This window comes from Streptomyces sp. NPDC048664 (assembly GCF_040650555.1).
In the GTDB taxonomy this organism is placed as follows: domain Bacteria; phylum Actinomycetota; class Actinomycetes; order Streptomycetales; family Streptomycetaceae; genus Streptomyces.
Genome location: NZ_JBEZHK010000017.1, coordinates 79,833 through 106,573 on the forward strand (window position 1 = coordinate 79,833; position 26,741 = coordinate 106,573).

Consider the following 26,741-nt stretch of genomic DNA (forward strand, 5'->3'; position numbering starts at 1 on the left):
TGCGGGGGGTCAGCGCGTGGGCAGGGCCAGGACCCTGGTGCCGCGCTTGATCAGTTCGTTGGCGATGATCAGCCGCTGGATCTCGGAGGTGCCCTCCCAGATCCGGTCCACGCGCAGCTCGCGGTACATGCGCTCCACGGGGTAGGAGCGGTCGTATCCGCGTCCGCCGAAGATCTGCAGACAGCGGTCGATCACCCGGCCCGCCGCCTCGCTCGCGGCGAGCTTGGCGGTGGAGGCCTTGGCGTGCAGCGTCTTGGGGTCGGTGTCCGGCCGGCCGGCCTCCCAGGCGACCTGGTGGGTGTAGGCCCGGTTGACGGCGATGTCCACCGCGCAGTCGGCCAGCATCGCCTGGATCATCTGGTAGTCGGCGATCCGGGAGCCGAACTGCTCCCGGCCCAGGGCCCAGCCACGGGCCAGCTGGAGCGCGCGCTCGGCGGCGCCGACGGTGCGCGCCGCGATCATCAGCCGCTCGTCGGTGAACCACTCCTTGGTCAGCTCGTAGCCCTTCCCCACGCCGCCGAGCACGTCCTCGTCGGCCACGAGGACATCGGTGAAGGTGAACTCCGGGTGCCCGTTGACGGCCGAGTGCATGAAGCGCGGGACGCGGGTCATCGCCACGCCTTCGGCGGACTTGTCCACGAAGAACAGGGTCGGTTGCCGCTCCGGGCCCGCATCGGCCTGCACCAGCAGGAAGTCCGCGATGTCGCCGCAGGTGACGAACCACTTCTCGCCGTTCAGGAGCCAGCCGCCCTCGGTGCGGGTGGCGGTGGACCGCCCCGAGGAGGGGTCGGAGCCGGCGCCCGGCTCGGTGACGGCGAACGCGTCGAACCTCTCGGCGCGGATCACCGGCAGCAGGTACTTCTCCCGCTGGCGCTCGTCGCCGTGGGCGAGCACGTTCGCCGGCCGCCAGGGGATGTCCCACAGGCAGTTCGTGGCCTTGCCGAACTCCTCCTCGACGATGACCTGGTCGAGCAGGCTCAGCCCGGCGCCGCCCCACCGGGCGGGCATGTTGATGGCGTAGACCCCGGCTTTCATCGCGGCGCGGGTCAGTTCGGCCACCAGGTCCTTCGGGAGCGGGCCGCCGGCGTCCTCGGCCTGGTTCTCGTAGGTCATGAGCAGCTCGGCGTACCCGGCGGCACGCCTTTTCAGATCGACCTGTTCGGGGGTGTAACGCATGTCCATGGGGACCTCTTCGGTACGGGCGGGGCGGGGCGGGGCGGGGCGGATCGGGGCGAGGGGGTGGACGCGGCGGGCGGGGAGCGGTTCAGGCGAGTACGGCGCGGGAGTCGAGGGCGAGGACGCCGTCCGGCCGCACGAGCAGGGGATTGACCTCCAGTTCGGCGATCTCGGGATGGGCCGCGGCGAAGGCCGTGATCCGCTCGACGGCCCGTGCGGCGGCCTCGACGTCGAGGGCCGGACGGCCGCGGACACCGTCGAGGAGGGCGGCGGTCCGAAGGCCGCGCAGCAGTTCCAGGGCATGGTCCGCCGACAGCGGGGCGAGGCCGAAGGCGACGTCCTTGAGGGACTCGGCCAGGACCCCGCCGAGTCCCACCATGGCGATGGGCCCGAAGCGCGGATCGCGCTGGACGCCGACGATCAGCTCGACGCCGTCGGCGAGATCGGCCATGGCCTCCAGCGAGTACGACGGTGCGCCGAGCCGACCGTGCATGTCCCGGAAGGCGGCGAGCAGTTCGTCCCGACCGGACAGGCCGAGGGCGACACCGCCGGCGTCCGACTTGTGCAGCAGGTGCAGCGCCTTGAGCACATGGGGGCCGGGCATGTCCTCGGCGGCGGCCAGGAGTTCCCCCTCGTCGCGGACCTCCCGCGCGGCGGGGAAGGGGACGTCGGCGGCCTCCAGGGCCCGGCGGGTCTCCAGGTAGCCGCTCACGCGCAGCGGCCGCGCGGGCGCGGGCAGCGGCGCCGCGCCCAGGGGCCGGGGACGGGCTGTCGCGGTCAGGGCGGTCAGGGCGCGGGCCGCGTCCTCCGTGGCCCCGAAGACGGGGACGCCGGCGGCCGCCAGCACGCGGCAGCTCGGCGAGTCGGGGTACATCGACTGGACGACCAGCGGCTTGCCCTCGCCGGCCAGGCGCGCGGCGATGGCGCGGGCGGCGGCCTGCTCGCCCTGGGACAGGGGTGTTCCGCTTCCGCCGAGGCCGCCCTCGGAGGCCGCGTAGCCGCCGAAGTAGCCCGTCATCAGGACGGCGTCGCACTCCTCGGCGTCCAACAGGGCCGCCACGGTCGTGGAGTAGGAGGAGGGGTCCTGTTCGCCCATGCCGGCCAGGTCGACGGGGTTGGCGACGGAGGACTGCTCCCACAGGACGTGCCGCAGGCCCTGCTGGGTGGTGTCGGACAGCTCCGGCACGCTCATGCCGGCCGCCTCCACGGCGTCCGCCGCGACCACCCCGTGGCCGCCGCCGTCGGTGAGGACGGCGACCCGGCGGCCCGCCGCCCGGCGGCGACCCCGCAACGCGGCGAGGACGGTGGTGAGTTCACGCGGGGTGGCGACGAGTTCGACCCCGGCGTCCCGGCACGCCGCGGTGACGACGTCGCCGGAGGTGGTCATCGCGCCGGTGTGGGACCGCGCGCTGCGGGCCGAGGCGTCACCGCGTCCGGCGGTCAGCAGGACGACGGGCTTCCCGGCGGTGGCGGCGGCCTGGGCGAAGGCGCGGCCGTCCGCGAAGTCCTCGGCGTAGACGGCGATGGCCTCGGTGCCGTCATGGCGGGCGCAGTCCACGAGGAGGTCCACGAGGGTGACGTCGGCCTGGTTGCCGAGGGAGACGAAGCGGGAGAAGCCGAGGGAGTGCGGTGCGAACCGGAGCTGCACCTCCAGCGCGAGGTTGCCGCTCTGGCTGAGCAGCGCGACCGAGCCGGGAGTGAAGTGGCCGGAGGCCAGCAGCAGTCCGGTCGTGTTGTCGGCGATGCCCAGGCAGTTGGGGCCGACCATGACGGCCCCGGCGGCGCGGACGCGTTCGGCCACCGCCCGCTGGCGTGCGCGTCCGGCCGCTCCGGTCTCGGCGAACCCCGCGGTGATGGCCACGATGGCGCGCGCCCCGCAGGCCAGCGCCTCGTCCACGGCGTCCTCGAACCCGGCGGAGGGCACGGAAATCACGGCCAGGTCGACGGCTTCGCCGATGGCCGCGACGCTGGTGGCGGCCGGGCGGCCCAGCACGGTGCCGCCGCGCCGGTTGACCAGGTGGACGGGGCGGGTGTGGCCGGCGCCGAGGGCCTGGGTGGCGATGGCGTGGCCGTACTTGGCCGGATCGTCGCTGGCGCCGACGACGGCGACGGAGAGCGGCGCGAACAGGGCGGACAGGTCGCGGCCCATGTCAGTTCACCAGACGCAGCGCGGCCTGCGGGCAGGCGGCGACGGCCTCGCGGGCCTTGTCCTCGGCGCCCTCGGGCACCTCGGCCACCAGCACCTGGGCATAGCCCCACTCATCGGTGTCGATCAGCTCGGGGGCGGGTTCCTGGCACAGGCCGTAGGCCTGGCAGAGCGTCGAGTCGACCAGCAGTTTCATGGCGGTGTCCCTTCAGGAAGCGGGAGGCGGGAGGCGGGAGCGGGAGGCGGGGGAGCGGGAAGGAGGAGGAGGCGGGAGCCGAGGGGTGAGGCGAACGGTCAGGGGACGTCGACCGTGAGACGGCTTCCGTCAGGGGGCCCGGCCGTGCGGCAGGACGCACATCCGGTTCCCTGGTGGGCCAGGACCCGGTCGGGGAAGTGCCGCAGCAGCGTGCCGGCGATCCGCGCCGCCGCGTCGAGCAGCCCGCACGCACCCCGTCCGGGCAGGCCCAGGGACCAGCGGCGCAGCTTGTCGACGTCCTCCTCGCCCCCCGTGCCCCGGGCGACGGCGGTGAGGGTCGCGGCGAGCGCCCGGGTGCCCGAGACGCACACCCCGCACTGCCGGGCGCTCTGGTCGGCGAGATAGCCGGCCGCGTCGGCCGCGCGACCGACCGGGCAGTCCTCGGGGCCCAGAAAACGGATCGCGCCGCAGCCGAGCGCGCCGCCCGCGTCGCCCAGCTCGTCCGGGTCCAGGCGCAGGCCGTCCCAGCCGTGCCCGTACAGGCCGCCGAAGAGGCCTCCGAGGAGCGCGGCGGAGCAGTCGCCACGGCCCACGAGGTCGGCGAGTTCCTTGAGATGGGTGCCTCGGGGCACCTCGCCGAGCACGGGGGGCTCCTCGCCGCCGGACAGGGTGACCAGATAGGTGGAGGCGACCGCTTCGGCGGATTCGGGGTGAGCGACCAGCAGCGCGAGACGGGCCAGCGTCTCCACGTTGGCGACCAGGGTCGGGGCGCCGCCCACCCCGGACTCGTAGGGGCGCGGGGGTTTGGCGGTGGGCAGCGCGGGGCCGCCGTCGATACGGCGGACCACCGCGCTCTCCTCGCCCGCGACATAGGTGTGCTCGGTCAGCACGATCCGCACCGGCACGGACGGGGGGCGGGCCGCGAGGGCGCGGCGCACGGAGTCCGCCGCGGGCCGGTCGGAGAGGTAGACGTAGGCGTGCGTGGCGCCCGTCGCGTGGGCGGCGAGCCGGATCCCGTCGAGGACGGTGTGCGGCCGGTGGCGCAGCAGCCAGCGATCCTTGACCGAACCGGGCTCGCCCTCCTCGCCGTTGGCCACGACGACGCCCCGGGCGGGAGCGTCGCGCAGGGTGCGCAGCTTGACGGCGGTGGGGAATCCGGCGCCGCCGCGACCGCGCAGTCCGGCGGCTGCGGTCCGCTCGATGATCCGGTCCGGTGCGGGCGCCGCCGGGTAGCCGCCGGTGGCCAGGTAGGCGGCCGGGGACTCGCCGCCGGCCGGCTGCGGGACGAGCAGACGGGGCTGCCGGCCGGCGGAGGGGGCCAGGGGCTGGAGCGCGGTCATGCGGTGCCTCGTTTCGACGGACGGTCCCCGAGCCTGAGCAGGGCCTCCTCCAGCGCGTGCCGCTGGGGTGCCGCACGGTCGTATCCGGCTCCGGGAAGGCCTATGAGCATGCGGTGGTGGTCGAGGACGACCTCGCCCGCCAGCAGGGCCGCGGCGGCCCTGTCGCGCCCGGGCGTCACGGCGGCGTCGACCACCAGGGCGGTGACCTCGGCCAGATAGCCGAGCCAGGCGCGCTGGGTGCCGCGCAGGACGAGCCGTTCGATCCGGCGCCGCTCCTCCGCGGTGGCGGCGGCCAGGGAGACGCCGGGTGTGTCGGGGCGCAGTGCGGCCACCGCCGCGGGCAGCTCGCGCTCCGGCTCGGGGGTCAGCCCGAGCCAGACGAGGCTTCGACGACCGCTCATTGCATGCCTCCGGCTCGACGGGAAGGAGACCTCCGGCCCGGCCACGCGGGACGGGAGGCGGCGCGGTAGGACCAGGAGGGTGATGCGAGGAAGGGGGGGGCAGGGGGTGCCGGACACGGGGGACGGCAGGTCCGGGCCGGGTGTCACCCGGCCGGCGGACGTGCCCCGCGCGGGCCGGTCCGGAGCGGGGGAGCGCCCGGACGTGCCGTCCGCTCGCGCACCGGGCCGGGGCGGGGTGCGCGGCGGTTCGTCGTGCTGCTACTAGGCTGGAGACTAACTAACTGATTAGTCAGCTCGCAAGCCTTGACAGGCACGGAACCCCGCATCAATCTGACTAACCAATCAGTCAGCGCAGGCGGTGCGGCCAGGCCGCCCCCAGCCGTCACGCCGACTCCTGTGCAGCCTCACCGCCCATCGCCGCCCCGCGGCGCGGAGGAGGATCCGATGCATCCCCAGACCACCCCGGCTCCCGCCCCGGCCACAGGCCCCCCGGGGAGTACCGGGGCCACCCCGGACGAAGCGCTCGAAGCGCTTCCGGCCCGCTACTACACCGACCCGGACATCGCCGCCGCCGAGACGCGGCGCGTCTTCGAGAAGTCCTGGCAGCTCGTCTGCCACGAGTCCGACCTGCCCGGCCCCGGCGCCCGGCTCTCGGCGACCGTCGCCGGCCGGGAGGTCCTGGTGGTCCGGACCGAGGACGGGGGCCTCGCCGCGCACCTGAACGTCTGCCGCCACCGCGGCACCCGCCTGGTCACCGCCCCCGAGCCGTCCGGCAAGGCCATCCGCTGCCCGTATCACGGGTGGACCTACAAACTGGACGGAACGCTGGTGGGCGCGCCGGAGGCCCGGCAGATCCCCTGTCTCGACAAGCCCCGGCTCGGCCTGCACCGGGTCGGTGCGGAGTCCTTCCTCGGCTTCGTCTTCGTCAACCTCGACCCGGCGGCCGTGCCGCTCGCCGAGAGCTGCGCGGGGCTCGCCGAGGCGATCGGCCACTACGCCGGGCCCGACCTGGTCCCCGTCGGCAAGTACCGCATCCACGACCGCTCCACGGCCGAGGAGCAGCACGCCAACTGGAAGGTGATCGTCGACAACTACCTGGAGGGCTACCACGTGCCGGTCGCCCACCCGGCCCTGATGCGGCTGCTCGACTACCAGGGGTACACGGTCGACATCCAGGAGTCGTACGCCCTCTTCGAGTCCCCGCTGCGCGACAAACCGTCCTCGAACCGGACCGAGCGCCTCTACCAGCGGCTCGCGTCGCCCATGCCGGGCCTGACCGAGGCCGACCGCCGGGTATGGCGCTACGCCGTGATCTATCCGAACACACTCATCGACTTCTACCCTGACCACGTGCTCGCGTGGACCGCCCTGCCCACCGCCCAGGACCGGGCGGCGATCCCGGGTGCCTTCTACACCCGGCACGGCGAGAGCGTCCGCACCCGGCTCGCCCGGCGGCTGAACATCCACATCGGCTGGGTCACCAACGACGAGGACGCCGAACTCGTCGAGCGGGTGCAGACCGGTCTGTCCACCCCCGGATACGAGCCCGGACCGCTCTCGCGCCGCGAGGCGGCGGTGGGCTGGTTCGCCCGCAGGATCCGGTGGGACCTCGACGGGGAGGTCCGATGACGCGCGCACCCGGACGACGGACCGAATCCGCGGCCCGGCCCGGCCCGCGCGGCCGGGGAGCGCACCGCTTAGCGCCCCCTCGCTGAGCCGTCCCCGCCTCGCACCGACCGGTCATCGCCACGGAGTCAGGGCCTCCGTGCACCCCGACGACCCCGGTCCCCGTCCCTGACACGCACTGCCATCCTCGATGGAGAGGACGATCCGTGTCCCCCGAGGTTTCCCCACCCCCACCACCCTCCAGGCGGACGCTGCTGCGCGCGGGCGCCCTGGGAGCGCTCGGAACGTCGCTGAGCGCCTGCGGATTCATGCCGGCCCGCATGTCCGCCCGACAGGAGGAGGCGCCCATCGACGTCAAGGTCGACGGCGACCTCGTCTACTTCAACTGGGCCGACTACGTGGACCCGTCGGTCTTCAAGGGCTTCCAGAAGGAGTACGGCGTCGACGTCATCCAGTCGAACTTCGACTCGATGGAAGGCATGGTCGCCAAACTCAACGCGGGCAACCGCTACGACGTCGTCTTCCCCTCGGCGAAATGGGCCCAGCGGCTCGTACGCGGGAGAATGCTGCGCCGCATCGACCACTCCAAGCTCACCCAGGCCCCGTCGGTCTTCGGACGGCACGCGTACTTCGCCGACCCCTGGTACGACCGGGACTCCGCGCACACGGTTCCGTTCACCGCGTACAAGACGGGAATCGGCTGGCGCAAGGACCTCCTCGGCGATCTCGGCGATTCCTGGAAGACCCTGTGGAACCCGCGGGCCAAGGGCAAGGTCTTCCTGCTCGACGACCGCGACGAGGTGCTCGGCATGGCCGCCCTCGCCCTCGGCCTCGACGTCGCGACCGGCGACCGGCAGGACCTCGACCGCATCACGTCGCTGCTGGGGACCCTGCGCCCGAACCTGCGCGGATTCGCCAGCGACGACTACGGCAACCTCCTCAACGGCAACGCCGTCATGACCCAGGCGTGGAGCGGTGACATCGCGGCGATACTCAACCAGGCCAAGGATCCGACGATCTACGGCTTCCACGCGCCCCGCGAGGGCGCGCCCATCAATTCCGACTGCTACGCCATCCCGGTGAACGCGCGCCACCCCGGCACCGCGATGCTCTTCATCGACTACATGCTCCGCCCGGAGAACGTCAGGAAGAACATCGCGTACATCGGCTACCCGATGCCCGTCGCCGGCACCGAGAAGACCTACGCGGAACTGGTCGCTCCCTTTCCCGAATGCGTCGTCACCGAGGCCGACCTGAAGGCCGATCTGTTCTTCCGCAACGGCACGCGCGCCCAGGAGAACGCCCGGGACACCGCCTGGACCCATGTGAAGGCGGGCTGACATGGCCGTGCTCAACCGCTCCTCGCGCACCGGCCGCCCCCACCCCGGCCGCCCGACCGCCAAGCGCCCGCGGCGCGGCCCGGACGCCTCCGGAGCGCGGATCTGGACCTGGTTCATGATCCCCGGCACCCTGTGGATGACCGCGTTCCTGATCGCCTCCCTCGTCCTGGTGGCCGTCCTCGCCGTCGGCACCACCGACGAACTGGGCAATCCGCGCTTCGGCTTCGACCTCTCCAGCGTCCGGGCCCTGGCCGACCCCGCCTACGCCGACGTGCTGCTGCGCTCCCTCGGCTACGCGCTGGCGACCTGCGTGATCTGCCTGCTGATCGCCTATCCGGTCGCCTACTCGATCGCCCTGCACGGCGGGCGCTTCAAGAACGCGCTGATCGCCGCGATCGTCGTGCCCTTCTTCGCCAACTACCTGGTGCGGATGTACGGCTGGTCGGTCGTGCTCTCCGACGGCGGCCCGCTGCTCGGCATGCTCCGCAGGGTGGGGCTCGCGGGCCCGGACACCAAGATCCTGAACACGGGGTTCGGGGTGATCGCCGGACTCGTCTACGGCTTCGTCGTCTTCATGATCATTCCGCTGTACGCCGCCCTGGAGCGGCTCGACACCTCGCTCATCGAGGCCGGCCGCGACCTGTACGGGGGGCCGCTGAGGACCTTCCTGTTCGTCACCCTGCCCGCCACCCGCCAGGGGGCCGCCGCCGGCCTGGTCCTGGTGTTCCTGCCCTGCATGGGCGACTTCGTCAGCGCGCAGCTCATGGGAGGCCCGGACCAGATCATGATCGGCAACCTGATCCAGGACAAGTTCTTCCAGGGCCAGAACTGGCCCCTCGGTTCCGCGCTGACCATGCTGCTCATGCTGGTGCTGCTGGTGGGCATGCTCGGCTACCTGCGGCGCACCCGCAAGGACGAGGCGGAGGCCCGCCGATGACGACCACCCCCACCACCGGCACACCCGCCGAGCCCGCCGCGCGCCCGCGCACCCGGCGCCGGCGCGGCCGGGCCGGACGCAGGCCGCGCGTGGCCCTCGCCGTCACCGCGGTGTTCTTCGCCCTGCTGTACCTGCCCATCGCCGTCGTCGTGCTGTACTCCTTCAACTCCAAGAAGTCCCTCACCGTCTTCGGCGGCTTCAGCCTCCGCTGGTACCGGGCCTTCGCCCACGACGACGTCCTCATCTCGTCGCTGGGCACCAGCCTGCGGATCTCGCTGGTGGCCACGGCCGGCTCCGTGGTCCTCGGGGTGGCGCTCGCGCTCGGACTCGTCCGCTGCCGCGCCCGGCTGGGCTCCCTGGCCGGCCTGGTGATGCTCGTTCCGCTCATCACCCCCGAGATCGTCACCGGCGTGGCGTCCATGCTGCTCTTCAAGGGCCTCGGCGTGACCCTGTCCACCACGACGGTGATGCTCGCGGAGATCACCTTCTCCATCTCCTACGTCACCGTGATCCTGCGCTCCCGGGTGGCCGCGCTCAACCCGGAGGTGGAGGAGGCCGCGATGGACCTCGGGGCCACCCGCTGGCAGGCGCTGCGCCTGGTCACGCTCCCGGCGCTGCTGCCGGCCGTGCTCGCCAGCGCGGTCCTGATCTTCGCGCTCGTCTTCGACGACTTCGTCCTCGCGTACTTCACCACAGGGGTGGACCCGCAGCCGCTGTCGGTGCGGATCTACTCCGCCATCCGCTTCGGGGTCCAGCCGACCATCAACGCCGTCGGCACCCTGATGCTCGCCGGGTCCATCGCACTGATCGCCATGGCCCTGTTCATCCCGCGCCTGTTCGGCCGCAAGGGCGGCCTCGACATCCTCTCCGGGAGCTGATCGCATGGACGCGACCATCCCCGCCGTCCGGCTCGACGGCGTCTCCAAGCAGTTCGCGGGCTCCTACGCCGTCCGCGGGATCGACCTCGACATCGACACCGGCGAGTTCTTCTCGCTCCTCGGCCCCTCCGGCTGCGGCAAGACCACCTCGCTGCGGATGATCGGCGGCTTCTCCGACCCGACCGAGGGCGCCGTGCTCCTGGCCGGCACGGACGTCACCGACCTGCCGCCCGACAAGCGCAACGTCAACACCGTCTTCCAGAGCTACGCCCTGTTCGACCATCTCAGCGTCGCCGACAACGTCGCCTTCGGTCTCAGACGCAAGGGAGTCGACAAGACGGAGATCAAGCAGCGGGTCGGCGAGATGCTGGAGCTGGTGCAACTGGGCGGCCACGCCCGGCGCAAGCCCCGCACGCTCTCCGGAGGCCAGCGCCAGCGCGTCGCCCTGGCCCGCGCCCTGGTCAACCGTCCCGCCGTCCTGCTGCTGGACGAACCGCTGGCCGCCCTGGACCTCAAGCTGCGCCGCCAGATGCAGGTCGAGCTCAAGCAGATCCAGCGCGAGGTCGGCATCACCTTCGTCTTCGTCACCCACGACCAGGACGAGGCGCTCACCATGTCCGACCGCGTCGCGGTCATGAACGAGGGCCGCGTCGAGCAGTGCGGCACCCCGGAGGACGTGTACGAGCATCCCGCCAGCCGCTTCGTCGCCTCCTTCATGGGCACCTCCAACCTGGTGCGGGGCACCTACCGGGACGGGAAGGTCGTCCTCGAACAGGGACCGGTGCTGACGGTCGGCCGGCGCGAGGGCATCGGGGACGGCGACCGGGTCAGCGTGTCGGTCAGGCCCGAGAAGATCTGGCTCTCCGACTTCGAGCCCGGCATGTCCGTCCACCAGGGGGTGATCCGCCAGACCGTCTACTCGGGCCCCACCACCACCTACCTCATCGAGCTGGCGCCGGGGGTCACCCTCGCGGCGCTGGAGCAGAACACCGATCGCGCCCGCATGGAGGACCGGTGGAGCGGCGGCGAGACGGTGGACTTCGCCTGGCGTCCCGAGCACTGCCTGGTCCTGGACTGACGAAGGAAGCGACGAGATGCACCACGATGCGATCGTGCTGGGCGCGGGGCTGGCCGGGCTCTGCGCCGCACGCGACCTGGCCGCCGGCGGGGCCGACGTCCTCGTCCTGGAGGCGCGGGACAGGATCGGCGGCCGGGTGGAGCAGGTACGGCTGCCCGACGGCAGGACCCTGCAACTGGGCGGCGAGGTCGTCGGCCGCGCCCACACCGCCTACCGGGAACTCGCCCGGGAACTGGGCCTGGACCTGGTCCCCAGCTATGTCGCCGAACCCGGCGAGATCACCCGCTCCACCCCCGAGGGCACCTCGGCCGGCGACCCCCCGCACTGGTTCGGCCCCGGCGACGCGGCCCTGCACGAACAGCTCACCGCGGAGTTCGTGGCCATGGCCGCGTCCGTCGACCCGGACGACCCCTGGGCGCACCACGAGGCGGCCGTCCTGGACCGGCTCTCGGTCAACGGCTGGCTGCGCTCACGGCACGCGTCACCCGCCGTCGTACGACTGTGGGAGATCGGGCAACTCGCCCTCGCCGCCGGGTCCTACGAGCGCACGTCCCTGCTCGCCGCGCTGCGCAAGCACGCGGCGGTGCCCAGCAAGGGCCACTACGACTACGAGGACTGGGAGGGCCTGCGCCTGGCGCGGGGCTCGGCCACGCTCGCCGAGGTCATGGGCCGCGAACTGGTCCCGCGCGTCCGGCTCGGCTCACCGGTCGCCGCCGTCGACGTACGCCCGGGCGGATGCGCCGTCCGGCTCGCGCACGGGGAGACCCTCACCGCGGGGGCCGTGGTGTGCGCGCTGCCCGTGGGCCCGCTCAGGTCGGTGGCCGTCACCGGCGTCAGCGAGGCGCGGACGGCGTCGCTGCACCGTCAGCGCAACGCCACCACCGCGAAGCTCGCCGTCGCCTACGACGAGCCGTTCTGGCGCTCCCGGGGCCGTAGCGGACTCTCCGAGTCCGAGGGCGTCCTCGGCTCGACCTGGCCCCAGGGCGAGGGCCTGCTCTCGGCGCTCGTACCGCCCGAGCGCTACGGGGTGCTGCTGGGCGTCCCCCCGCACCTGCGGCTGCCTGAACTGCTCGCCGAGGTCGCCCGGATGTTCGGCGAGCACGCCCACGAGCCGCTCGCCGCCCATCTGCGCCTGTGGGGCACCGACCCCTGGACCCAGGGCTACGTCACCCAGTGGGCGCCCGGCGACGTGATGGCCGTGGGCCCCCTGCACGGCACCCACGAACCACCCTTCTACGTCTGCGGGTCCGACCAGTGGGTCGCCGGATACATGGAGGGCGCGGTCCGCACCGGCCGCGCGGCGGCGAAGGAGGCACTGCGCCATGGCTGACCGTCTCGTGCTCAACCACATCGGAGGCCGCGACCTGCCCGCCGGGTCGGGGGAGGTGCTCACCCTGATCGACCCGGCGACGGGGACCGCGACCGGCTCGGCAGCGCTCTCCGGCGCAGCGGACGTCGACGCGGCGCACCGGGCCGCCGAGTCCGCGTTCGCCCGCTGGTCCCTCACGACGCCCGCCGAACGGCAGACCGCCCTGCTGCGGATCGCGGACTCGATGGAGCGCGCGGCGGACGAGCTGGTCGCGGCCGAGGTGGCCGACACCGGCAAGCCGCCCGCGCGGTTCCGCGCGGACGAACTCCCGGCGATCCTGGACTGCGTGCGGTACTTCGCCGGCGCGGCCCGCAACCTGCCCGGGCCCGCCGCGGCCGAGTACACCCCGGGCCGCACCTCGATCCTGCGCCGTGAACCCGTGGGCGTGTGCGCCCAGATCACCCCCTGGAACTATCCGCTGATGATGGCGGCGTGGAAGATCGCCCCGGCGCTCGCCGCGGGCAACACCGTCGTCCTCAAGCCCTCCGACACCACCCCCACCTCCACCGCGCTCCTCGCCCGGCTCGCCGCGGAGCACCTTCCGCCCGGGGCGTTGAACGTGGTGTGCGGGGACCGCGACACCGGGCGGGCACTCGTCGCCCACCCCGGCATCCGGATGGTCGCGCTCACCGGCAGCGTACGGGCCGGACGGGAGATCGCCGCCGCTGCGGCGCCCGATCTCAAGCGGCTCCACCTGGAGCTCGGCGGGAACGCCCCGGTGCTCGTCTTCGAGGACGCGGACGTGGACGGGACGGCGGGGCAACTGGCCGCGTCGGCCTACTACAACGCGGGCCAGGACTGCACGGCGGCCACCCGGGTCCTCGTGCACGAGCCGGTCCACGACGCCTTCCTCGACGCCTTCGCACGACACGCGGCCCGCCAGGTACCGGGCGCGCCCGCGGACGCGGACGCCGACTTCGGACCGCTCGGCAGCGCAGCCCAACTCGACTCCGTGCGCGGGCTCCTGGAGCGGCTGCCGGACGAGGCCCGGATCGTGACCGGGGGCCGGGCCCTGTCCCGTCCCGGCTTCTTCCACGAGCCGACGGTCGTGGCCGGGGTGCGCCAGGACGACGAGATCGTGCAGCACGAGGTGTTCGGTCCGGTGGTCACCGTGCAGTCCTTCACCGACGAGCAGGAGGCCGTACGACTGGCCAACGACGTCCCCCAGGGCCTGGCCGCGAGCGTGTGGACCGCGGGGCACGACCGCGCCATGCGGGTGGGCCGCGCCCTGGACACGGGCATCGTGTGGGTCAACACCCATGGCACGACCGTCTCCGAGATGCCGCACGGCGGGGTACGGCACTCCGGATACGGCAGCGACCTGTCCCTGACCGGGCTGCTGGACTACACGCAGGTCAAGCACATGATGCTCTGAACGCGCGCGGGCGCGGTTCAGGAGGGCGCGCCGGTCAGGACCTCCACCGCGCCCGTGTCCAGCGAGTAGTAGGCGCCGACGACCGCGAGGCGGCCCTTGCCCACCAGCGGGGCGAGGTCGCCGTTGGAGCGCAGATCGGTCGCGGTCAGCTTGACCTGGGCGCGGGCCATCGTCTCCACCGGGTCCGCGCCGTCGCCCGCCCGCACCGTCGCCTCGTACGCCGGGCGCAGCGCCCTGGCGATCGCCTCCAGGTTGCCGGGAAGCGGCTTGCCGTCGCGCAGGGACTCGTAGGCCGCCTTGACGGCGCCGCAGCGCTGGTGTCCGAGGACCACGATCAGTGGGGTGCCGCTGGTCAGGGGACCGTACTCGACGGAACCGGTGACCACCGGGCCGACCGCCTCGCCGCCCGTGCGCATCACGAACAGGTCGCCGAGACCGGTGTCGAAGATCAGCTCGGGCGGCACCCGCGAGTCGATGCAGGCGAGGACCGACCCGAACGGCTCCTGCGTCTGGGCCACGAACTGCCTGCGGTCCGGATCCCGGTCGGGATGCTCCAGGCGCCCGCTCACCCAGCGCCTGTTGCCCTCCACGAGTCTCGCGTAGGCCGCCGCGGGCGTGGTCGGCCGTGCGGTGGGCGAGGCCCCGGACGCCGAGGGAGTGCCCGACGCTCTCGGTGTGGGGGAGGCCCCGGCCGCGACGGGAGCGGCCCTGGTGTGCGAGCAGCCCGCGAGCGCGGTCGTCGCCGCCGCCGCGAGTGCGCCCATGAGCAGGGCCCTGCGTTCGGGCAACCCGGTCGCGTCCATCGATGCTCTCCTCGTTCCCGCCCGCACGGGGCCTGCCTCGGGGCAGCGCCATTGTCGGGTGCGCGCCGGGCACCGGGCGGCAGGCGCGAGCCGGGAGGGCCGCGCTCGCCCCCTACGGCCCAACGACCGGGCGAGCGGTCCGGCCGGCCGGCTCGACGGCATACCGTTCCCTGCCCCTTGCATTTACGATGCCAGGACCCGCATTCACCTGGTGAATGCGAGACCAGCCAGGGGTGAGGAGCCGGAGCGCATGCACGTCCACGACCTTCGACCGGACGACGCCGCGCCCGCCGCCGCGGACATCCCGACCGGTCTCCCGCACCTGGTCGCCGCGGTGCCCCCGGAGGTCCGCGCCGCCCTGAGCCACGCCGTGCTGGGACCCCTGCTGAGGGAGGGCGCGCCTCGACCGCCATGCTGCTGAGGACCCTGGAGACGTACCTCTCCCACGACGGCTCCTGGACGCGCACCGCCGCCGCCCTGGACCTGCACGTCAACACCGTCCACTACCGGATCCGGCGCGTCGAGGACCTCACCGGCCGCGACCTGTCCCGCCTGGGCGACCGCCTGGACCTGCGCACCGCCCTCCTCGGCCACCCCCGCCCCTGACCAGGGGGCACGGGAGACGGTCTACGGCGTTCTCCCTACGGCCCGGCGGCGTCCCGCGGCGGGGCCGGGGCGTCCGGGGGCGGCAGGCAGGGCAGGCACTGGAGTGCCACCAGGGCCACGTCGTCGTTGAGGTGGCCGCCGGTGTGCCGGAGCAGGTCGGCCAGGACCCGCTGGAGGAGGGCCTCCGGATCGTTCGCGACGGTGTGCCAGGGGATGCTCCGGTCGGTGATGGAGTAGAAGGCGCCGGAACGGTCCCGGGCCTCGGCGAGGCCGTCGGTGTAGAGCAGGAAGACGTCGCGCGGGGCGTGCGGGAAGTCCTGCTGCCGGTAGGCCGCCGGGCTCAGGCTCGCCAGACCCAGCGGGGGAGCGGGGGAGCGGCTCGCGAGGAACCTCAGCCGGCTCTCGCGCAGCAGGAGCGGTGGGGGATGCCCGCAGCTGACCGTCCTCATGACGGCGTCGTCGGCCGGGAACTCCAGCAGCAGCGCGGTGATGAAGCGCTCCTGGGCGTCCGCGTCGGACGCGCTCGCCTCCGCCACGTGCCGGCGCACGCTGTTCTCCAGCGCCGCGGCCAGGTCGGGAAGGGTGGGGTACAGGTACGCCGCCTCCCGGAAGGCGCCGAGCAGGGCCGCGGCGTCGTCCAGCGCCTGCAGGCCCTTGCCCTTGACGTCCCCGATCACCAGCCGGGTGCCGTACGGCGTCCCCGCCGCGGCGTAGAGGTCGCCGCCGACCTCCGCCATGGTCTCGGCGCCGCGGTACACGGAGGCCACCTGGAGGTTCGCGATACGGCGGGGCAGCGGTCGCAGGACGACGTGCTGGGTGGCCTCGGAGACCACCCGCAGCCGGCTCGCCTCGCGCAGGATGCGCTCCCGCGTGCGGCAGGCGGCGACGAGCAGGGCGGAGACCGTCAGCAGCCCCGCGGCGTGGATCGGCAGGATGGGGGAGTGGAGCAGCCCGTCGTACAGGTCGCAGAACACGGCGCCGACCAGGGCCAGGCCCGCCACACCGGCGGTGGCCCGCGCCGTCGCCGAGACCGCCGCCACCGCGGGCACGGCGATGAGCAGGGACGCCAGGTGGACGTCGTGGGGGATGACGAGGCTGATCCCGACGATGCCGACGAGCAGCATCAAGGGGCAGGCCAGGGGAGAGGCGGCCCGCGCCCTCAGGGAACTGCTCCAGCCGCCTCCACGGCGTCGCGCATTCCTCACACCATGTGCGAACGCTCGCCGGGCGGTCCGACTTCCCGTACCGGGGATCAGGTGCCCGGCGGCGGGGCCGCCGGGCGTGTCAGCCGGCGTCGAGGACGGGGCGGGCGCCGTTCGCGGCCGCGGCGGCGGCCACCCGCTCCAGCGCCGCACGCCAGTGCTCCAGGCCCTTCGTCCGCAGGCCGACGACCTTGCCCGCGTCGTCGGCGCGGCGCAGCGCCACCGCCGCCGCGAAGTCGGGGTCGGCCTCGAACACGGTGATCTCCTCCGGCGACATGACACCGCCCTGGCAGCCGAGCGTGCGCGCGCTCTCGGGCGACAGCGCCAGGTGCGGGTCGGTGGCGGCGAGGTAGCGCTTGGCGGGGATGTGGAGCGCCACCAGGCGCGCGGTGCGCGGCCCGAGCAGGGCGGCGACGGCCGTGGCGGCGTGCTCGCCGTGCCCGGCCTCGTCGGCGGGCACCAGGTGGTGGCCGATGTCGTGCACGAGCCCGGCGACCTGGAGCTCCTCGTCGTGCGGACACCGCTCGGCGAGGACCGCGGCCACCTGCAGTCCGTGGTCGAGGATGTCCACCGGGTCACCGGAGCGGTCCGGGGTGTCCCAGACGTCCTCGCAGTCGGCCAGGAGGGCGAGGAGTGCCGCCACGGACTCCACGGGCTCGTGCGGTGTCGTCGTGCTGCTCATGACCCGATCCTGCCCCGTCCGGGCGGACGGAGGATGTACGGCGGGCGTCCGTGCGGTGGCCCGGGCCGCCGCCCTCCCCCTGCCGGACGGCGGACGGGGACGGGTACAGTCCCAGCGGCGGACGGGGAGGTGGCACGGTGCGGTCGCACGACGAGAACACCGATGGTGAGGGCACCGATGGTGGGGACACCGGCGGGGCGGTGACGGCCTTCTGGCAGGGGCTCGGGCTGCCGGGCGTCATCGACGTGCACACCCACTTCATGCCCGACCGGGTGATGGCCAAGGTGTGGGCCTACTTCGACGCGGCCGGACCGCTGGTCGGCCGGCCCTGGCCCATCGCCTACCGGGGCGAGGAGGACCAGCGCCTGGCCACCCTGCGCGGTTTCGGGGTGCGCGCCTTCACGGCGATGGTCTACCCGCACCGGCCGGCCATGGCGGCCTGGCTGAACTCCTGGGCTCTGGAGTTCGCCGCCCGAACCCCCGACTGCCTGCACACCGCCACGTTCTTCCCCGAACCGGAGGCGGCGCGGTACGTGCGCGAGGCCGTCGAGGCCGGCGCCCGCGTCTTCAAGTGCCATCTGCAGGTCGGCGCCTTCGACCCGAACGACGCCCTGCTCGACCCGGTGTGGGGGCTGCTGGCCGAGGCCGGGATCCCGGTCGTCGTCCACTGCGGGTCCGGACCCGTGCCGGCCGCGTACACCGGCCCCGGACCCATCGGCCGGCTGCTCCGGCGCCACCCGCGCCTGCGCCTGATCGTCGCGCACATGGGGATGCCCGAGTACGCGGACTTCCTCGACATGGCGGACCGCCACCCCCTGGTCCACCTGGACACCACGATGGCCTTCACCGACTTCAGCGAGGCCGACGCGCCCTTCCCCCCGGCGCTGCTGCCGCGCCTGGCGGACCTGGGCGACCGCGTCCTGTTCGGCAGCGACTTCCCCAACATCCCCTATCCGTACGCGCACGCCCTGGACGGGCTCGCCCGGCTCGGCCTGGGCGAGGAATGGCTGCGCGCCGTGTGCCACGGCAACGCGGCGCGCCTGCTCTCACTGTGACGGCCCCCGGGTGTCCCAGGGGTCCTCCAACCGCTCGCCCTCGGCCTGGGACGGCTCGGTCCTCGGCACGTCGGGGTGCTGCACGGTCCTGCTCCCCGGGGGCTCCTCGCGCTCCCCCTCGGCCTGGGACGGGGTGTGGGAGTAGATCCAGGTGTCGTCACCAGGGGTTTTGGCCTTCATCACGCGCCTCCCTAGGTCGTCCTCCCCCCATCGTCCTCCCTGGACGGCGGCCGGGCGAGAGCGGGCTGCCATGATGGGGGAGCGCCACCGTCCTACCAGCAAGAGGGCCTGTCGATGCCACCGTACGAACTCGCGGACCGACTCGTCGTCGGCGTCGCCTCCAGCGCTCTGTTCGACCTGAGCGAATCCGACGAGGTGTTCCGCGAGCACGGCGAGGAGGCGTACCGGGCCCACCAGGAAGAGCATGTGAGCCGGACGCTGCGCCCGGGGGTCGCGTTCTCCTTCATACGCCGTCTGCTGGCGCTGAACGACCTCGGTGAGCCCGGCGACCCGCTCGTCGAGGTGATCATCCTCTCGCGCAACGACCCCGACACGGGCCTTCGCGTCATGCGCTCCATCCAGACGCACGGCCTGCCGATCAGCCGGGCCATCTTCATGCAGGGCCGCTCGCCCCACCCGTTCATGCCCGCGCTGAACATGTCCCTGTTCCTGTCCGCCAACGAGGACGACGTCAGGGAGGCCGTGAGCGCCGGGCGGCCTGCGGGGCACGTCCTGGGCTCCTCGCACGCGGACGATCTCGCCGATCAGGACCTGCGCATCGCCTTCGACTTCGACGGGGTCCTCGCGGGCGACGCCTCGGAGCAGATCTACCAGAGCGACGGCCTGGAGGAGTTCCGTGCCCACGAGGCCCGCCACGCCGAGACCCCGCACGATCCCGGGCCGCTGCGCGACTTCCTCGCCGGAGTCAACCGGATCCAGCGCCGCGAGGAGGAACGCCGCAGGAGCGATCCGGGCTACCGGCCCCGCGTCCATGTCTCCATCGTCACGGCCCGTAACGCCCCGGCGCACGAGAGGCCGGTGACCAGCCTCAAGAAGTGGGGGCTGACCGTGAACGACGCCTTCTTCCTCGGCGGCATCGACAAGGGCGCCGTCATGGGGGTCCTCGATCCGCACATCTTCTTCGACGACCAGGTGACCCATCTGGAGGGCACCTCCCGCACCACTCCCAGCGTCCACGTCCCGTTCGGCAGGCTCAACCAGCGGCTGACCTGAACAGCCCGGCCGATCATGTGCGCGGCGCCGCTGACGGGGTACGTGGGCAGATATCCGAGGGAAGGACCGCCATGACGACGTACGTGATCTCCGTGCCCGGCACGTTCACCGGCACCGTCGGGGCCGGCACCAGGGCCGACCTGGCCAGGGCCCTGCGCCCGGCCGATCCGCACCGCACCCAGATGGGCGCGGAGGAGGATCTCGACGTCCTCACCGTCAACGACGACAACACGTTCACGATCCGTCTCACCGTCGAGGCGGACAGCGGACCCCACGCGGAGCAGGGCGCCAAGCACCTCGCGGACGGGGCCCTGCGGGCGGCGGGACTGGACGAGTCCACCGCTCCCCTGGGCCCCGCGGTGATCACCGGCATCGACTCCGACCTCTGACGTCCGGTCGCGGCCGGTGCGGCGGTGCCGACGCGGGGAGCGGTCCCCGCGTCGGGCCCCCGTCAACCGCACATGAGCTGACCGGCGGTGCGCTTGGCGTCCAGGACGCGGTGCACGCTGTCGTTCACCTTGGCCGCGAAGGAGGGGTCCTGCTTCATCTTGGCCTGGACGGCCTGGGTCATGGCGGCCACGACGCTCGGGTTGACGGTGAGGATCAGGTTCCCGCCCGCCGCGAGGAAGTTCACCGCCCGCTGCGCCGGGGTGAAGGCCTTCAGCGCGACCGCCTGCCCGATGTCGTCGGAGATGACCACGCCCTTGAAACCGAGCTGGTTGCGCAGCAGTTGGCCGATCACCGTCGGTGAGAAGGCCGCGATGTGCTTGGGGTCGATCTTGGAGTAGGTGGCCGACGAGACCATCACGAAGGGCGAACCGGCCTGGATGCCGCTGCGGAAGGGCATGAGGTCGGGGCTGTTCGCCGTGGTCACGGAGTCGACCACGTTCGCGGTGACGTCGGTGTTGCCGATCACGTTGCCGAGCCCGGGGAAGTGCTTGAGCGTGGTCATCACGCCCGACTGCCTGAAGCCCGCGGCGAAGGCGTTGCTGTGCGCGGCCACGGTGTCGGGTGTGTGGCCGAACTCGCGGGAGAAGGCGCCGATCGGGCGGTTGCGGGTGCCCAGGCTCGCCGGGACCACGTCGGCGATCGGCGCCAGGTTGAGGTTGAGTCCGGCGGCCTTGAGCTGCGCCGCCCACCCGGCGGCCCGGCTCTGCAGGGTCGCGGTCGACCAGCCGCCCTGGGTCAGCCCGTTGGGCATGGCCGAGAACCCGGGCCCGTTGAGGACCTGGACCTGGCCGCCCTCCTGGTCGGTGGAGACGAGCATGCCGACGCGCTTGCCGCCGACCTTGTCCGCCTGGCCCTGGACCCCGTCGACCACCTTCCTGGTGGCCGTCACACCGGCGTTGCTGCGTCCGGTGAGCATGATCGAGCCGACGTGGTTGTCCCGCAGCGTGCGTATCTGGGCCTGGTCGGGCTTGGCCGCGGATATGCCGCCCATGATCAGCTGTCCCACGCGCTGGGCGGTGGTCATGCCGGAGAAGTACCGGTCGGTGCAACTGGCGGCGGCGGGGACCGTGGAGGAGGCGGCTCCGCTGCGGCTGGGAACGGAACTCGCGGCGCTGGGGCTGGTGGTGGCCGGTCGGGAGGTGCCGCCGCCGTGCGAGGATCCTTCGCCGCAGGCGGTGGCGGCCAGCATCAGGGTGACCAGGGGGGCCGCGGTCCGCAGGGTCGTGGAGCGCAGGCTCCGGCGCCGTCGTGCACGTGCCTTCATCGATTGTTCCTCCTGCCCTTCGGAGCTTCCCGGTCCGCCCGGTGGATACGGACACGGGAGCCGGTCGCGTTCATGGGGAGCCGGGCGGCGGGGCGCGGCACGCGGATGTCGGGAACCGCGCCGGGGGCCCGGTGGCCGCCGGCCGCGCTCGGACCGGGTCTGTCGCACGCCGGCCGCCCTGGGACGTCGACATGAGCCTTGCACAGACCGTGCCGGGGTGCACCACCGAGGGGTGGGCACTCGTCCATACGGTGCGGGACTCCCCGCCGACCCGGGCAGGCGCTCCGGCTGTGCGTGGGGCAGGCCCGGGACGCCGGGCACACCCGGCAGGAGAGCGGAGACCTGCTGGGCGTCACCGCGTCAGGCCGCGGCCTCGTCCAGCACGGTGCGGATCACATGGCGCGCGTTGTGTGCCATCGCGGGATTCGTCCCGCGGTGGTACGGCAGCGCGATCAGCGCCTGCGAGAGCGTGCGGCCCCGGCCCCGGATCCAGGTGGCGTCGTCCACGGCGAGCGTCTCGCGGAAGACCTCCCTGGCGTCGGCGGGCAGCAGGTTCCACGCCGGGAACAGATCGCAGGCGGGATCGCCCACGCCCGCACATCCGAAGTCGATGACCGAGGCCAGTGCGCCCCGGTCGTCCACCAGCAGGTTGCCCGGCATCAGGTCGGCGTGCAGCCACACCGGCGGCCCGTCCCACTCCGGGGCACACAGCGTCTCCTCCCACACGGCGGTCACGGCATCGCAGTCGACGCCCTCCGCCGGGATGTCACGCAGCAGGCCGATCGCCTCACGGGTCTCGGCGTCCAGGGAGGCGACGGGTCCGCCCCGGTGCGCCGTCGGCGCGCCCGGCAGCGTGATGCTCCGCATCGCCGCCACGAAGGCGGCCAGATCCCGGGCCAGCGGCACGGGCGCCGTCACGGCGCCCTCCGCCGGGTGTCCGCCCGGCAGCCACCGGTAGACCGACCACGCCCACGGGTACCCGAGGGCCGGTTCCCCGGCTCCGAGCAACTCGGGTACGGGCGTGGGCAGATGGGGGGCCAGGCGCGGGAGCCACTCGTGCTCCAGCGGCACGTCGTCCGCCCCGCCCCGCGTACGTGGCAGTCGGACAACCATGTCATCGCCCAGTCGGTACATGGCATTGACCGTGCCGCCGGAGGGCAGGTGCCGTACGGCCAACCCCTGCCAGCGAGGAAACTGACGGGCAATCAACTCCCTTACCAGGACGTCGTCCAGACCGTCCGCCCCGGAAGGCTCCGTGTCGTCACTCATGATCGACATCCGATCATCGGGCGCGGAGGGACGTCAACCGGCAGGGGTGCGGGCCTCGGTGCGTCCTGTGCGCCGTAGGAATGGCATTTGGCGCCATTCCGTGGTGTCGCGGTTGCGGTGATCCGGTGATCGATCGTCGTCTGTGGTGAATTGGCTGCGTTCGATGTGAACCGCGCGATCTCGGGAGATTTCCGTATGCCGTTCGTCCGATCCCCTGGGGGATCCAGACGCGTCCCCGCAAGGATGCGTGCAGTCCGATTGTCGCAACGCTGGCTGTCCGTCGGCTTCGGTGCGCTGCTCCTCGCGAGCCCGACGGGCGCCGGGGCCGTCCCGTCGTCCTTCGCCCCCGCCGCCGGCGCCACCTCCGTGCCCGCGGCGCGCGAGAGGGCCGCCGCGCCGCTGGAGTGCACCGGCGACACCATCTACGCCCTGCAGAACGGAGCCAACGCGTCCGCGGACGGCACCCTGCTCGCGCTCAACACGCACACCCTGCAGACGGATTCGCCGACCGTGACGGCGACCGTGGTCAGCAAGATCCCGCAGGGCGGTCAGACCAACGCCCTGGGCGTGCTACCGGGCGGAGAAGGCGCGTTCCTCGTGAACAGGACGGGTTCGGCGTCCTCGATCGTGGTGCACGGCTACGACGCGAGCACCGGAACCTGGACGCAGTACGCGGGCACGACTCCCGGAAGCGGCGTGGTCGTCGTCGCCGGCGCGATCGACCCGGCCTCCCGGATCTACTACTACGCCGTGCTCGGCAGCGGCACGGCCACCACCCCGGGCCAGGTCACGGTCTACGGTTTCAACACGGTGACCAAGCAGGCGATCCCGGGCGTCATCGCCCGCTTCGACATGCCCATCACCAGCAGGGCCAGCGCCAACGGCGACATCGCCTTCGACGGCTCCGGCAACCTGTACGTCGTGACCTCCGCCAACGGCGCCGACAACGCCGCCATCGGCGTCGTCCAGGGGCCCCTGCCTACCACCGGTTCGCAGACGGGCGCGCAGCTGCAGATGAAGCGGCTGACCACCATCGCCAACCCCCAGCAGCGCCAGTACAACGGGATCGCCTTCAGCAACGACGGCGAGCTGTTCATCGAGTTCAGCGATCCGAACTCCAGCCAGACCTATCTGCAGGCGGTCAACCCGAACACCGGTGCCCTGATCGCCCAGCCGAAGCTGCTGTCGGACACGACGTTCACCTCCGTGGACCTCGGTGCCTGCTCGACCAACCCCTCGCTCGTCCTGCAGAAGAACATCGTGGGGCGCTTCGAGACGTCGACCGACTCCCATGACCAGTTCCACCTGGCCATCGCGGGCGCGGGCGACCAGTCCGGTACCAGCGCGACCACCACCGGCGACAGCACCGGGGTGCAGTCCCAGGTGGCGGGACCGGTCGTGGGCGTGGCCGACACGACGTACCACCTGTCCGAGACCGCCGTGGCCGGGGGCGACCTCGGCGACTACACCACGGACTACGCCTGCGTGGACACGGCCAACGAGGACGCCCCCGTCACCTCGGGTTCCGCCACCTCGTTCGAGCTGAACTTCCCGCGCACCGAAGCCGGCCGCAACAGCCCGCGCATCGTGTGCACGTTCACCAACACGCCGGTCGCCGCGGCTCCGGCGATCACCCTGGACAAGTCCGCCTCCCCGACCCAGGTGTCGGCGGCGGGACAGGACGTCTCCTACACGTTCGTGGTGACCAACCCCGGCAACGTGACACTGACCGGCATCGCCGTGGCGGAGACGGCGTTCTCCGGGAGCGGCACCAGGCCCGACATCTCCTGTCCGGCGTCGTCGCTCGCCCCCGGCGGGTCCATGACCTGCACGGCCGACTACCGCACGACCCAGGCCGACGTGAACGCGGGCCGGATCACCAACACCGCGCGGGCCACCGGCACTCCGCCGTCCGGTCCGGCGGTCTCGGCGACGTCGAGCCAGACGGTGACGGCACAGCAGAGCCCGAGCCTGTCGCTGGCGAAGACGGTGGTCGGTGACGGCGGTGACTTCCGGGTCGGCGAGGTGCTGACCTACTCCTTCCTGGTCCACAACACCGGCAACGTCACGCTGAACCACGTGGACGTCGCCGACACCGCGTTCTCGGGATCGGGCACCCCGCCCGAGATCTCCTGCCCGGAGGACACGCTCGCGCCCGACGAGTCGATGACCTGCACGGGGCAGTACGTCGTGACCCAGGCCGACGTGGACGCCGGTCTGATCACCAACACCGCCGTGGCCACCGGGACGCCCCCGAGCGGGACGGCGACCGAGTCCAACGAGGCGTCGGCGCGGTTCACCCCCGCGAGGAACCCCGCGCTCTCGCTGCTGAAGACCGCGACCCCGGCCGTGGTGACGGCGGCGGGCCAGGAGGTCTCCTACGGCTACCAGGTGACGAACACCGGCAACGTGACGCTGAGGGGTCTGGACGTCGAGGACACCGACTTCAGCGGGTCCGGGACACCCCCCGCGATCACCTGCCCGAGCACGGCGCTCCCCGTCGGCGAGACGGTCACCTGCACCGCCACCTACACCGTCACCCAGGCGGACATGGACGCCGGCCAGGTCACCAACGCGGCCCGCGCCACGGCGACGGCCGCCGGCGGCGGCGCGGTGAGCGCGACCGCCGACGCGTCGGTGACGGCACGCCAGGAGTCGGGCATCGCCCTCACCAAGACCGCGTCGCCCGCCACGGTCACCGCCGCGGGCCAGCAGGTGTCGTACTCCTTCGCGGTCACGAACACCGGCAACGTGACGCTGTCCGGCGTCGCGGTGGCGGAGACGGCGTTCTCCGGCACCGGCACCGCGCCGCAGATCTCCTGCCCCGCGTCGTCCCTGCCCCCCGGCGGGTCGATGACCTGCACGGCGCTCTACTCCGTGACGCAGGCCGACGTCGACACCGGCGAGATCACCAACACCGCGCGCGCCACCGGCACTCCGCCGTCCGGGCCCGCCGTGTCGGCGACCTCGGGGCAGACCGTGACGGCGCAGGAGTCGGCGAACCTGACCGTGGTCAAGACGGTGGTCGGCGACGGCGGCGACTTCCGGGTCGGCGAGGTGCTGACCTACTCCTTCCTGGTCCACAACGACGGAAACGTGACCCTGGGCGAGGTGGGCGTCAGCGACATCGCGTTCTCCGGCAGCGGCACACCGCCCGAGATCTCCTGCCCCCGCACCAGCCTGGCCCCGGGCGACTCGACGACCTGCACGGCGCAGTACGTCGTGACCCAGGCGGACACCGACGCGGGCCTGATCACCAACACCGCCCGCGCCACCGGTACCCCGCCCGGCGGCACCCCCGTCACCAGCCAGTCGACGAGCACCTTCACCCCCCGGGTGAACCCGTCCCTGACGCTGCTCAAGACGGCCGTGCCCGGCACGGTCACCGCCGCCGGTCAGCACATCTCCTACACCTACCAGGTCACCAACACCGGCAATGTGACGATGTCCCATGTGAGCGTCGGGGAGGTGGAGTTCACCGGCACCGGGCCGGCCCCCGAGGTGTCGTGCCCGCAGACGGTGCTGGCGCCCGGGGTGTCGATGCTCTGCACCGGGGAGTACACCGTCACGCAGTCCGACCTGAGCCGGCCGGAGATCTCCGACACCGCGCGGGCCGCCGGTGATCCCCCGACCGGGGCGACGGTCACCTCGACCTCCACCGCCACGACGACCGTGACGCACGTCTACGCCGCCGGCATCACCCTGGACAAGACCGGCTCGCTGGACAAGTGGCGCGCCGGCGGCGGCGGTGGTGGCGGCCATGACGGCGGGCGGATCACGTACCGCTTCGTGGTCACGAACACCGGCGACGTGCCGCTGACGGACGTCAAGGTGACCGAGACCCGGTTCACCGGGACCGGAGGCTCGCCGAGGATCTCCTGCCCCCGCGCGACGCTCGACCCGGGCGCGTCGATGACCTGCACGGCCGTCTACCGGATCACCTCCTCGGACGCCCGTGCCCGATCGGTGGAGAACACCGCCGAGGCCACCGGCACACCCCCCACCGGGCCCGCCGTGACGGCCGTGTCCAGCGCGAGGGTGAAGACCCCCAAGCCCTCGAAGCCGTCCAAGCCCTCCAAGCCGTCCAAGCACTCGAAGCACTCGAAGCACTCGAAGTCTTCGAAGGGCCACCGCTGGTAGCGGCGGACGGACCGGACGCCGGGTCCCGCCCTCATCCGATGAGGGCGGGACCCGCGTGTGTGCGAGGGCCCGTGCGCGTTCCCGGCGTCGCGGCACGCCCCCGACTCCCCGTGATCGGCGTCCGGCAAGGATAGAAAGGGGGTATGCGCGGAGCTTCAGGGCGATTCAGTGGCAG

Annotated in this window: 24 protein-coding genes; 13 read left to right on the top strand and 11 right to left on the bottom strand. The window is 72.9% G+C overall.

The window, feature by feature from the left end; all coding sequences use genetic code 11:
• Positions 1-9: 9 nt before the first annotated feature.
• From AB0C59_RS19810 to AB0C59_RS19830, 5 genes are all read right to left on the bottom strand, one after another.
• Entirely contained in the window at positions 10-1,182 is a 1,173-nt protein-coding gene (locus tag AB0C59_RS19810; RefSeq protein ID WP_363006235.1) for an acyl-CoA dehydrogenase family protein, read from the bottom strand.
• 82 nt (positions 1,183-1,264) lie between these two features.
• On the bottom strand, positions 1,265-3,325 hold the full coding sequence (locus AB0C59_RS19815) for an acetate--CoA ligase family protein (RefSeq protein WP_363006236.1): 2,061 nt from the start codon (positions 3,323-3,325) through the stop codon (positions 1,265-1,267).
• A 1-nt stretch (position 3,326) separates the two neighbouring features.
• Positions 3,327-3,518, bottom strand: a complete 192-nt coding sequence (locus AB0C59_RS19820) for a ferredoxin (RefSeq protein ID WP_363006238.1) — start codon at positions 3,516-3,518, stop codon at positions 3,327-3,329.
• Positions 3,519-3,616: 98 nt separating this feature from the next.
• Positions 3,617-4,858, bottom strand: coding sequence for an NADH-ubiquinone oxidoreductase-F iron-sulfur binding region domain-containing protein (locus AB0C59_RS19825; RefSeq protein ID WP_363006240.1), 1,242 nt, complete (start codon positions 4,856-4,858; stop codon positions 3,617-3,619).
• Positions 4,855-5,259 (bottom strand): hypothetical protein, encoded by a 405-nt coding sequence (locus AB0C59_RS19830; protein WP_363006242.1) that lies wholly within the window; start codon positions 5,257-5,259, stop codon positions 4,855-4,857. Before AB0C59_RS19830 ends, AB0C59_RS19825 begins: the two co-directional genes overlap by 4 nt.
• 444 nt (positions 5,260-5,703) lie before the next feature.
• Here AB0C59_RS19830 and AB0C59_RS19835 point away from each other — a divergent pair, with 444 nt between their 5' ends.
• From AB0C59_RS19835 to AB0C59_RS19865, 7 genes are all read left to right on the top strand, one after another.
• Complete coding sequence (locus AB0C59_RS19835; RefSeq protein WP_363006244.1) at positions 5,704-6,888, top strand: aromatic ring-hydroxylating dioxygenase subunit alpha; 1,185 nt, start codon at positions 5,704-5,706, stop codon at positions 6,886-6,888.
• A gap of 203 nt (positions 6,889-7,091) precedes the next feature.
• Positions 7,092-8,225 carry a spermidine/putrescine ABC transporter substrate-binding protein gene (locus AB0C59_RS19840; RefSeq protein WP_363006246.1) on the top strand — a complete coding sequence of 378 codons (1,134 nt, stop codon included), beginning with the start codon at positions 7,092-7,094 and terminating at the stop codon, positions 8,223-8,225.
• A gap of 1 nt (position 8,226) precedes the next feature.
• Positions 8,227-9,162: an ABC transporter permease gene (locus AB0C59_RS19845; protein WP_363006248.1), complete on the top strand. Its 936-nt coding sequence runs from the start codon at positions 8,227-8,229 to the stop codon at positions 9,160-9,162.
• Positions 9,159-10,040: an ABC transporter permease gene (locus AB0C59_RS19850; protein ID WP_363006250.1), complete on the top strand. Its 882-nt coding sequence runs from the start codon at positions 9,159-9,161 to the stop codon at positions 10,038-10,040. Before AB0C59_RS19845 ends, AB0C59_RS19850 begins: the two co-directional genes overlap by 4 nt.
• A gap of 4 nt (positions 10,041-10,044) precedes the next feature.
• A complete protein-coding gene (locus tag AB0C59_RS19855) occupies positions 10,045-11,118 on the top strand; it encodes an ABC transporter ATP-binding protein (RefSeq protein ID WP_363006252.1) in 1,074 nt (357 codons plus the stop codon).
• 16 nt (positions 11,119-11,134) lie between these two features.
• The gene (locus AB0C59_RS19860) at positions 11,135-12,448 is read left to right on the top strand and encodes an NAD(P)/FAD-dependent oxidoreductase (RefSeq protein WP_363006254.1); all 1,314 of its coding nucleotides are present in this window, start codon (positions 11,135-11,137) and stop codon (positions 12,446-12,448) included.
• Positions 12,441-13,862, top strand: coding sequence for an aminobutyraldehyde dehydrogenase (locus AB0C59_RS19865; RefSeq protein ID WP_363006256.1), 1,422 nt, complete (start codon positions 12,441-12,443; stop codon positions 13,860-13,862). The genes AB0C59_RS19860 and AB0C59_RS19865 overlap by 8 nt, the downstream gene beginning before the upstream one ends.
• A gap of 17 nt (positions 13,863-13,879) precedes the next feature.
• On the opposite strand, the gene AB0C59_RS19870 is transcribed toward AB0C59_RS19865, so the two are convergent.
• A complete protein-coding gene (locus AB0C59_RS19870) occupies positions 13,880-14,665 on the bottom strand; it encodes a carbonic anhydrase (RefSeq protein WP_363006258.1) in 786 nt (261 codons plus the stop codon).
• Positions 14,666-14,915: 250 nt separating this feature from the next.
• Between AB0C59_RS19870 and AB0C59_RS19875 the strand changes: the two genes are divergently transcribed.
• Together AB0C59_RS19875 and AB0C59_RS19880 are read left to right on the top strand one after the other, a co-directional pair.
• Complete coding sequence (locus tag AB0C59_RS19875; RefSeq protein WP_363006260.1) at positions 14,916-15,086, top strand: hypothetical protein; 171 nt, start codon at positions 14,916-14,918, stop codon at positions 15,084-15,086.
• On the top strand, positions 15,077-15,271 hold the full coding sequence (locus AB0C59_RS19880) for a helix-turn-helix domain-containing protein (RefSeq protein WP_363006262.1): 195 nt from the start codon (positions 15,077-15,079) through the stop codon (positions 15,269-15,271). The genes AB0C59_RS19875 and AB0C59_RS19880 overlap by 10 nt, the downstream gene beginning before the upstream one ends.
• Before the next feature lie 35 nt (positions 15,272-15,306).
• On the opposite strand, the gene AB0C59_RS19885 is transcribed toward AB0C59_RS19880, so the two are convergent.
• Both AB0C59_RS19885 and AB0C59_RS19890 read right to left on the bottom strand, forming a co-directional pair.
• Entirely contained in the window at positions 15,307-16,476 is a 1,170-nt protein-coding gene (locus tag AB0C59_RS19885) for a PP2C family protein-serine/threonine phosphatase (RefSeq protein ID WP_363006264.1), read from the bottom strand.
• A 79-nt stretch (positions 16,477-16,555) separates the two neighbouring features.
• Positions 16,556-17,155 (bottom strand): HD domain-containing protein, encoded by a 600-nt coding sequence (locus tag AB0C59_RS19890; protein WP_363006266.1) that lies wholly within the window; start codon positions 17,153-17,155, stop codon positions 16,556-16,558.
• Between the two features lie 200 nt (positions 17,156-17,355).
• Between AB0C59_RS19890 and AB0C59_RS19895 the strand changes: the two genes are divergently transcribed.
• A complete protein-coding gene (locus AB0C59_RS19895; protein WP_363006384.1) occupies positions 17,356-18,210 on the top strand; it encodes an amidohydrolase family protein in 855 nt (284 codons plus the stop codon).
• Here AB0C59_RS19895 and AB0C59_RS19900 read toward each other — a convergent pair.
• Positions 18,202-18,390 carry a hypothetical protein gene (locus AB0C59_RS19900; RefSeq protein ID WP_363006268.1) on the bottom strand — a complete coding sequence of 63 codons (189 nt, stop codon included), beginning with the start codon at positions 18,388-18,390 and terminating at the stop codon, positions 18,202-18,204. The genes AB0C59_RS19895 and AB0C59_RS19900 overlap by 9 nt on opposite strands.
• Before the next feature lie 114 nt (positions 18,391-18,504).
• On the opposite strand from AB0C59_RS19900, the gene AB0C59_RS19905 reads away from it, so the two are divergent.
• Both AB0C59_RS19905 and AB0C59_RS19910 read left to right on the top strand, forming a co-directional pair.
• Complete coding sequence (locus AB0C59_RS19905) at positions 18,505-19,443, top strand: 5'-nucleotidase (protein ID WP_363006270.1); 939 nt, start codon at positions 18,505-18,507, stop codon at positions 19,441-19,443.
• 71 nt (positions 19,444-19,514) lie between these two features.
• A complete protein-coding gene (locus AB0C59_RS19910) occupies positions 19,515-19,832 on the top strand; it encodes a hypothetical protein (RefSeq protein ID WP_363006272.1) in 318 nt (105 codons plus the stop codon).
• A 62-nt stretch (positions 19,833-19,894) separates the two neighbouring features.
• Here AB0C59_RS19910 and AB0C59_RS19915 read toward each other — a convergent pair whose 3' ends face one another.
• Positions 19,895-21,157, bottom strand: a complete 1,263-nt coding sequence (locus tag AB0C59_RS19915; RefSeq protein WP_363006274.1) for a glycoside hydrolase family 3 N-terminal domain-containing protein — start codon at positions 21,155-21,157, stop codon at positions 19,895-19,897.
• A 360-nt stretch (positions 21,158-21,517) separates the two neighbouring features.
• Complete coding sequence (locus AB0C59_RS19920; protein ID WP_363006276.1) at positions 21,518-22,426, bottom strand: aminoglycoside phosphotransferase family protein; 909 nt, start codon at positions 22,424-22,426, stop codon at positions 21,518-21,520.
• Positions 22,427-22,684: 258 nt separating this feature from the next.
• Here AB0C59_RS19920 and AB0C59_RS19925 point away from each other — a divergent pair, with 258 nt between their 5' ends.
• Positions 22,685-26,566 (top strand): hypothetical protein, encoded by a 3,882-nt coding sequence (locus AB0C59_RS19925; RefSeq protein ID WP_363006278.1) that lies wholly within the window; start codon positions 22,685-22,687, stop codon positions 26,564-26,566.
• The last annotated feature ends 175 nt before the right edge of the window (positions 26,567-26,741 follow it).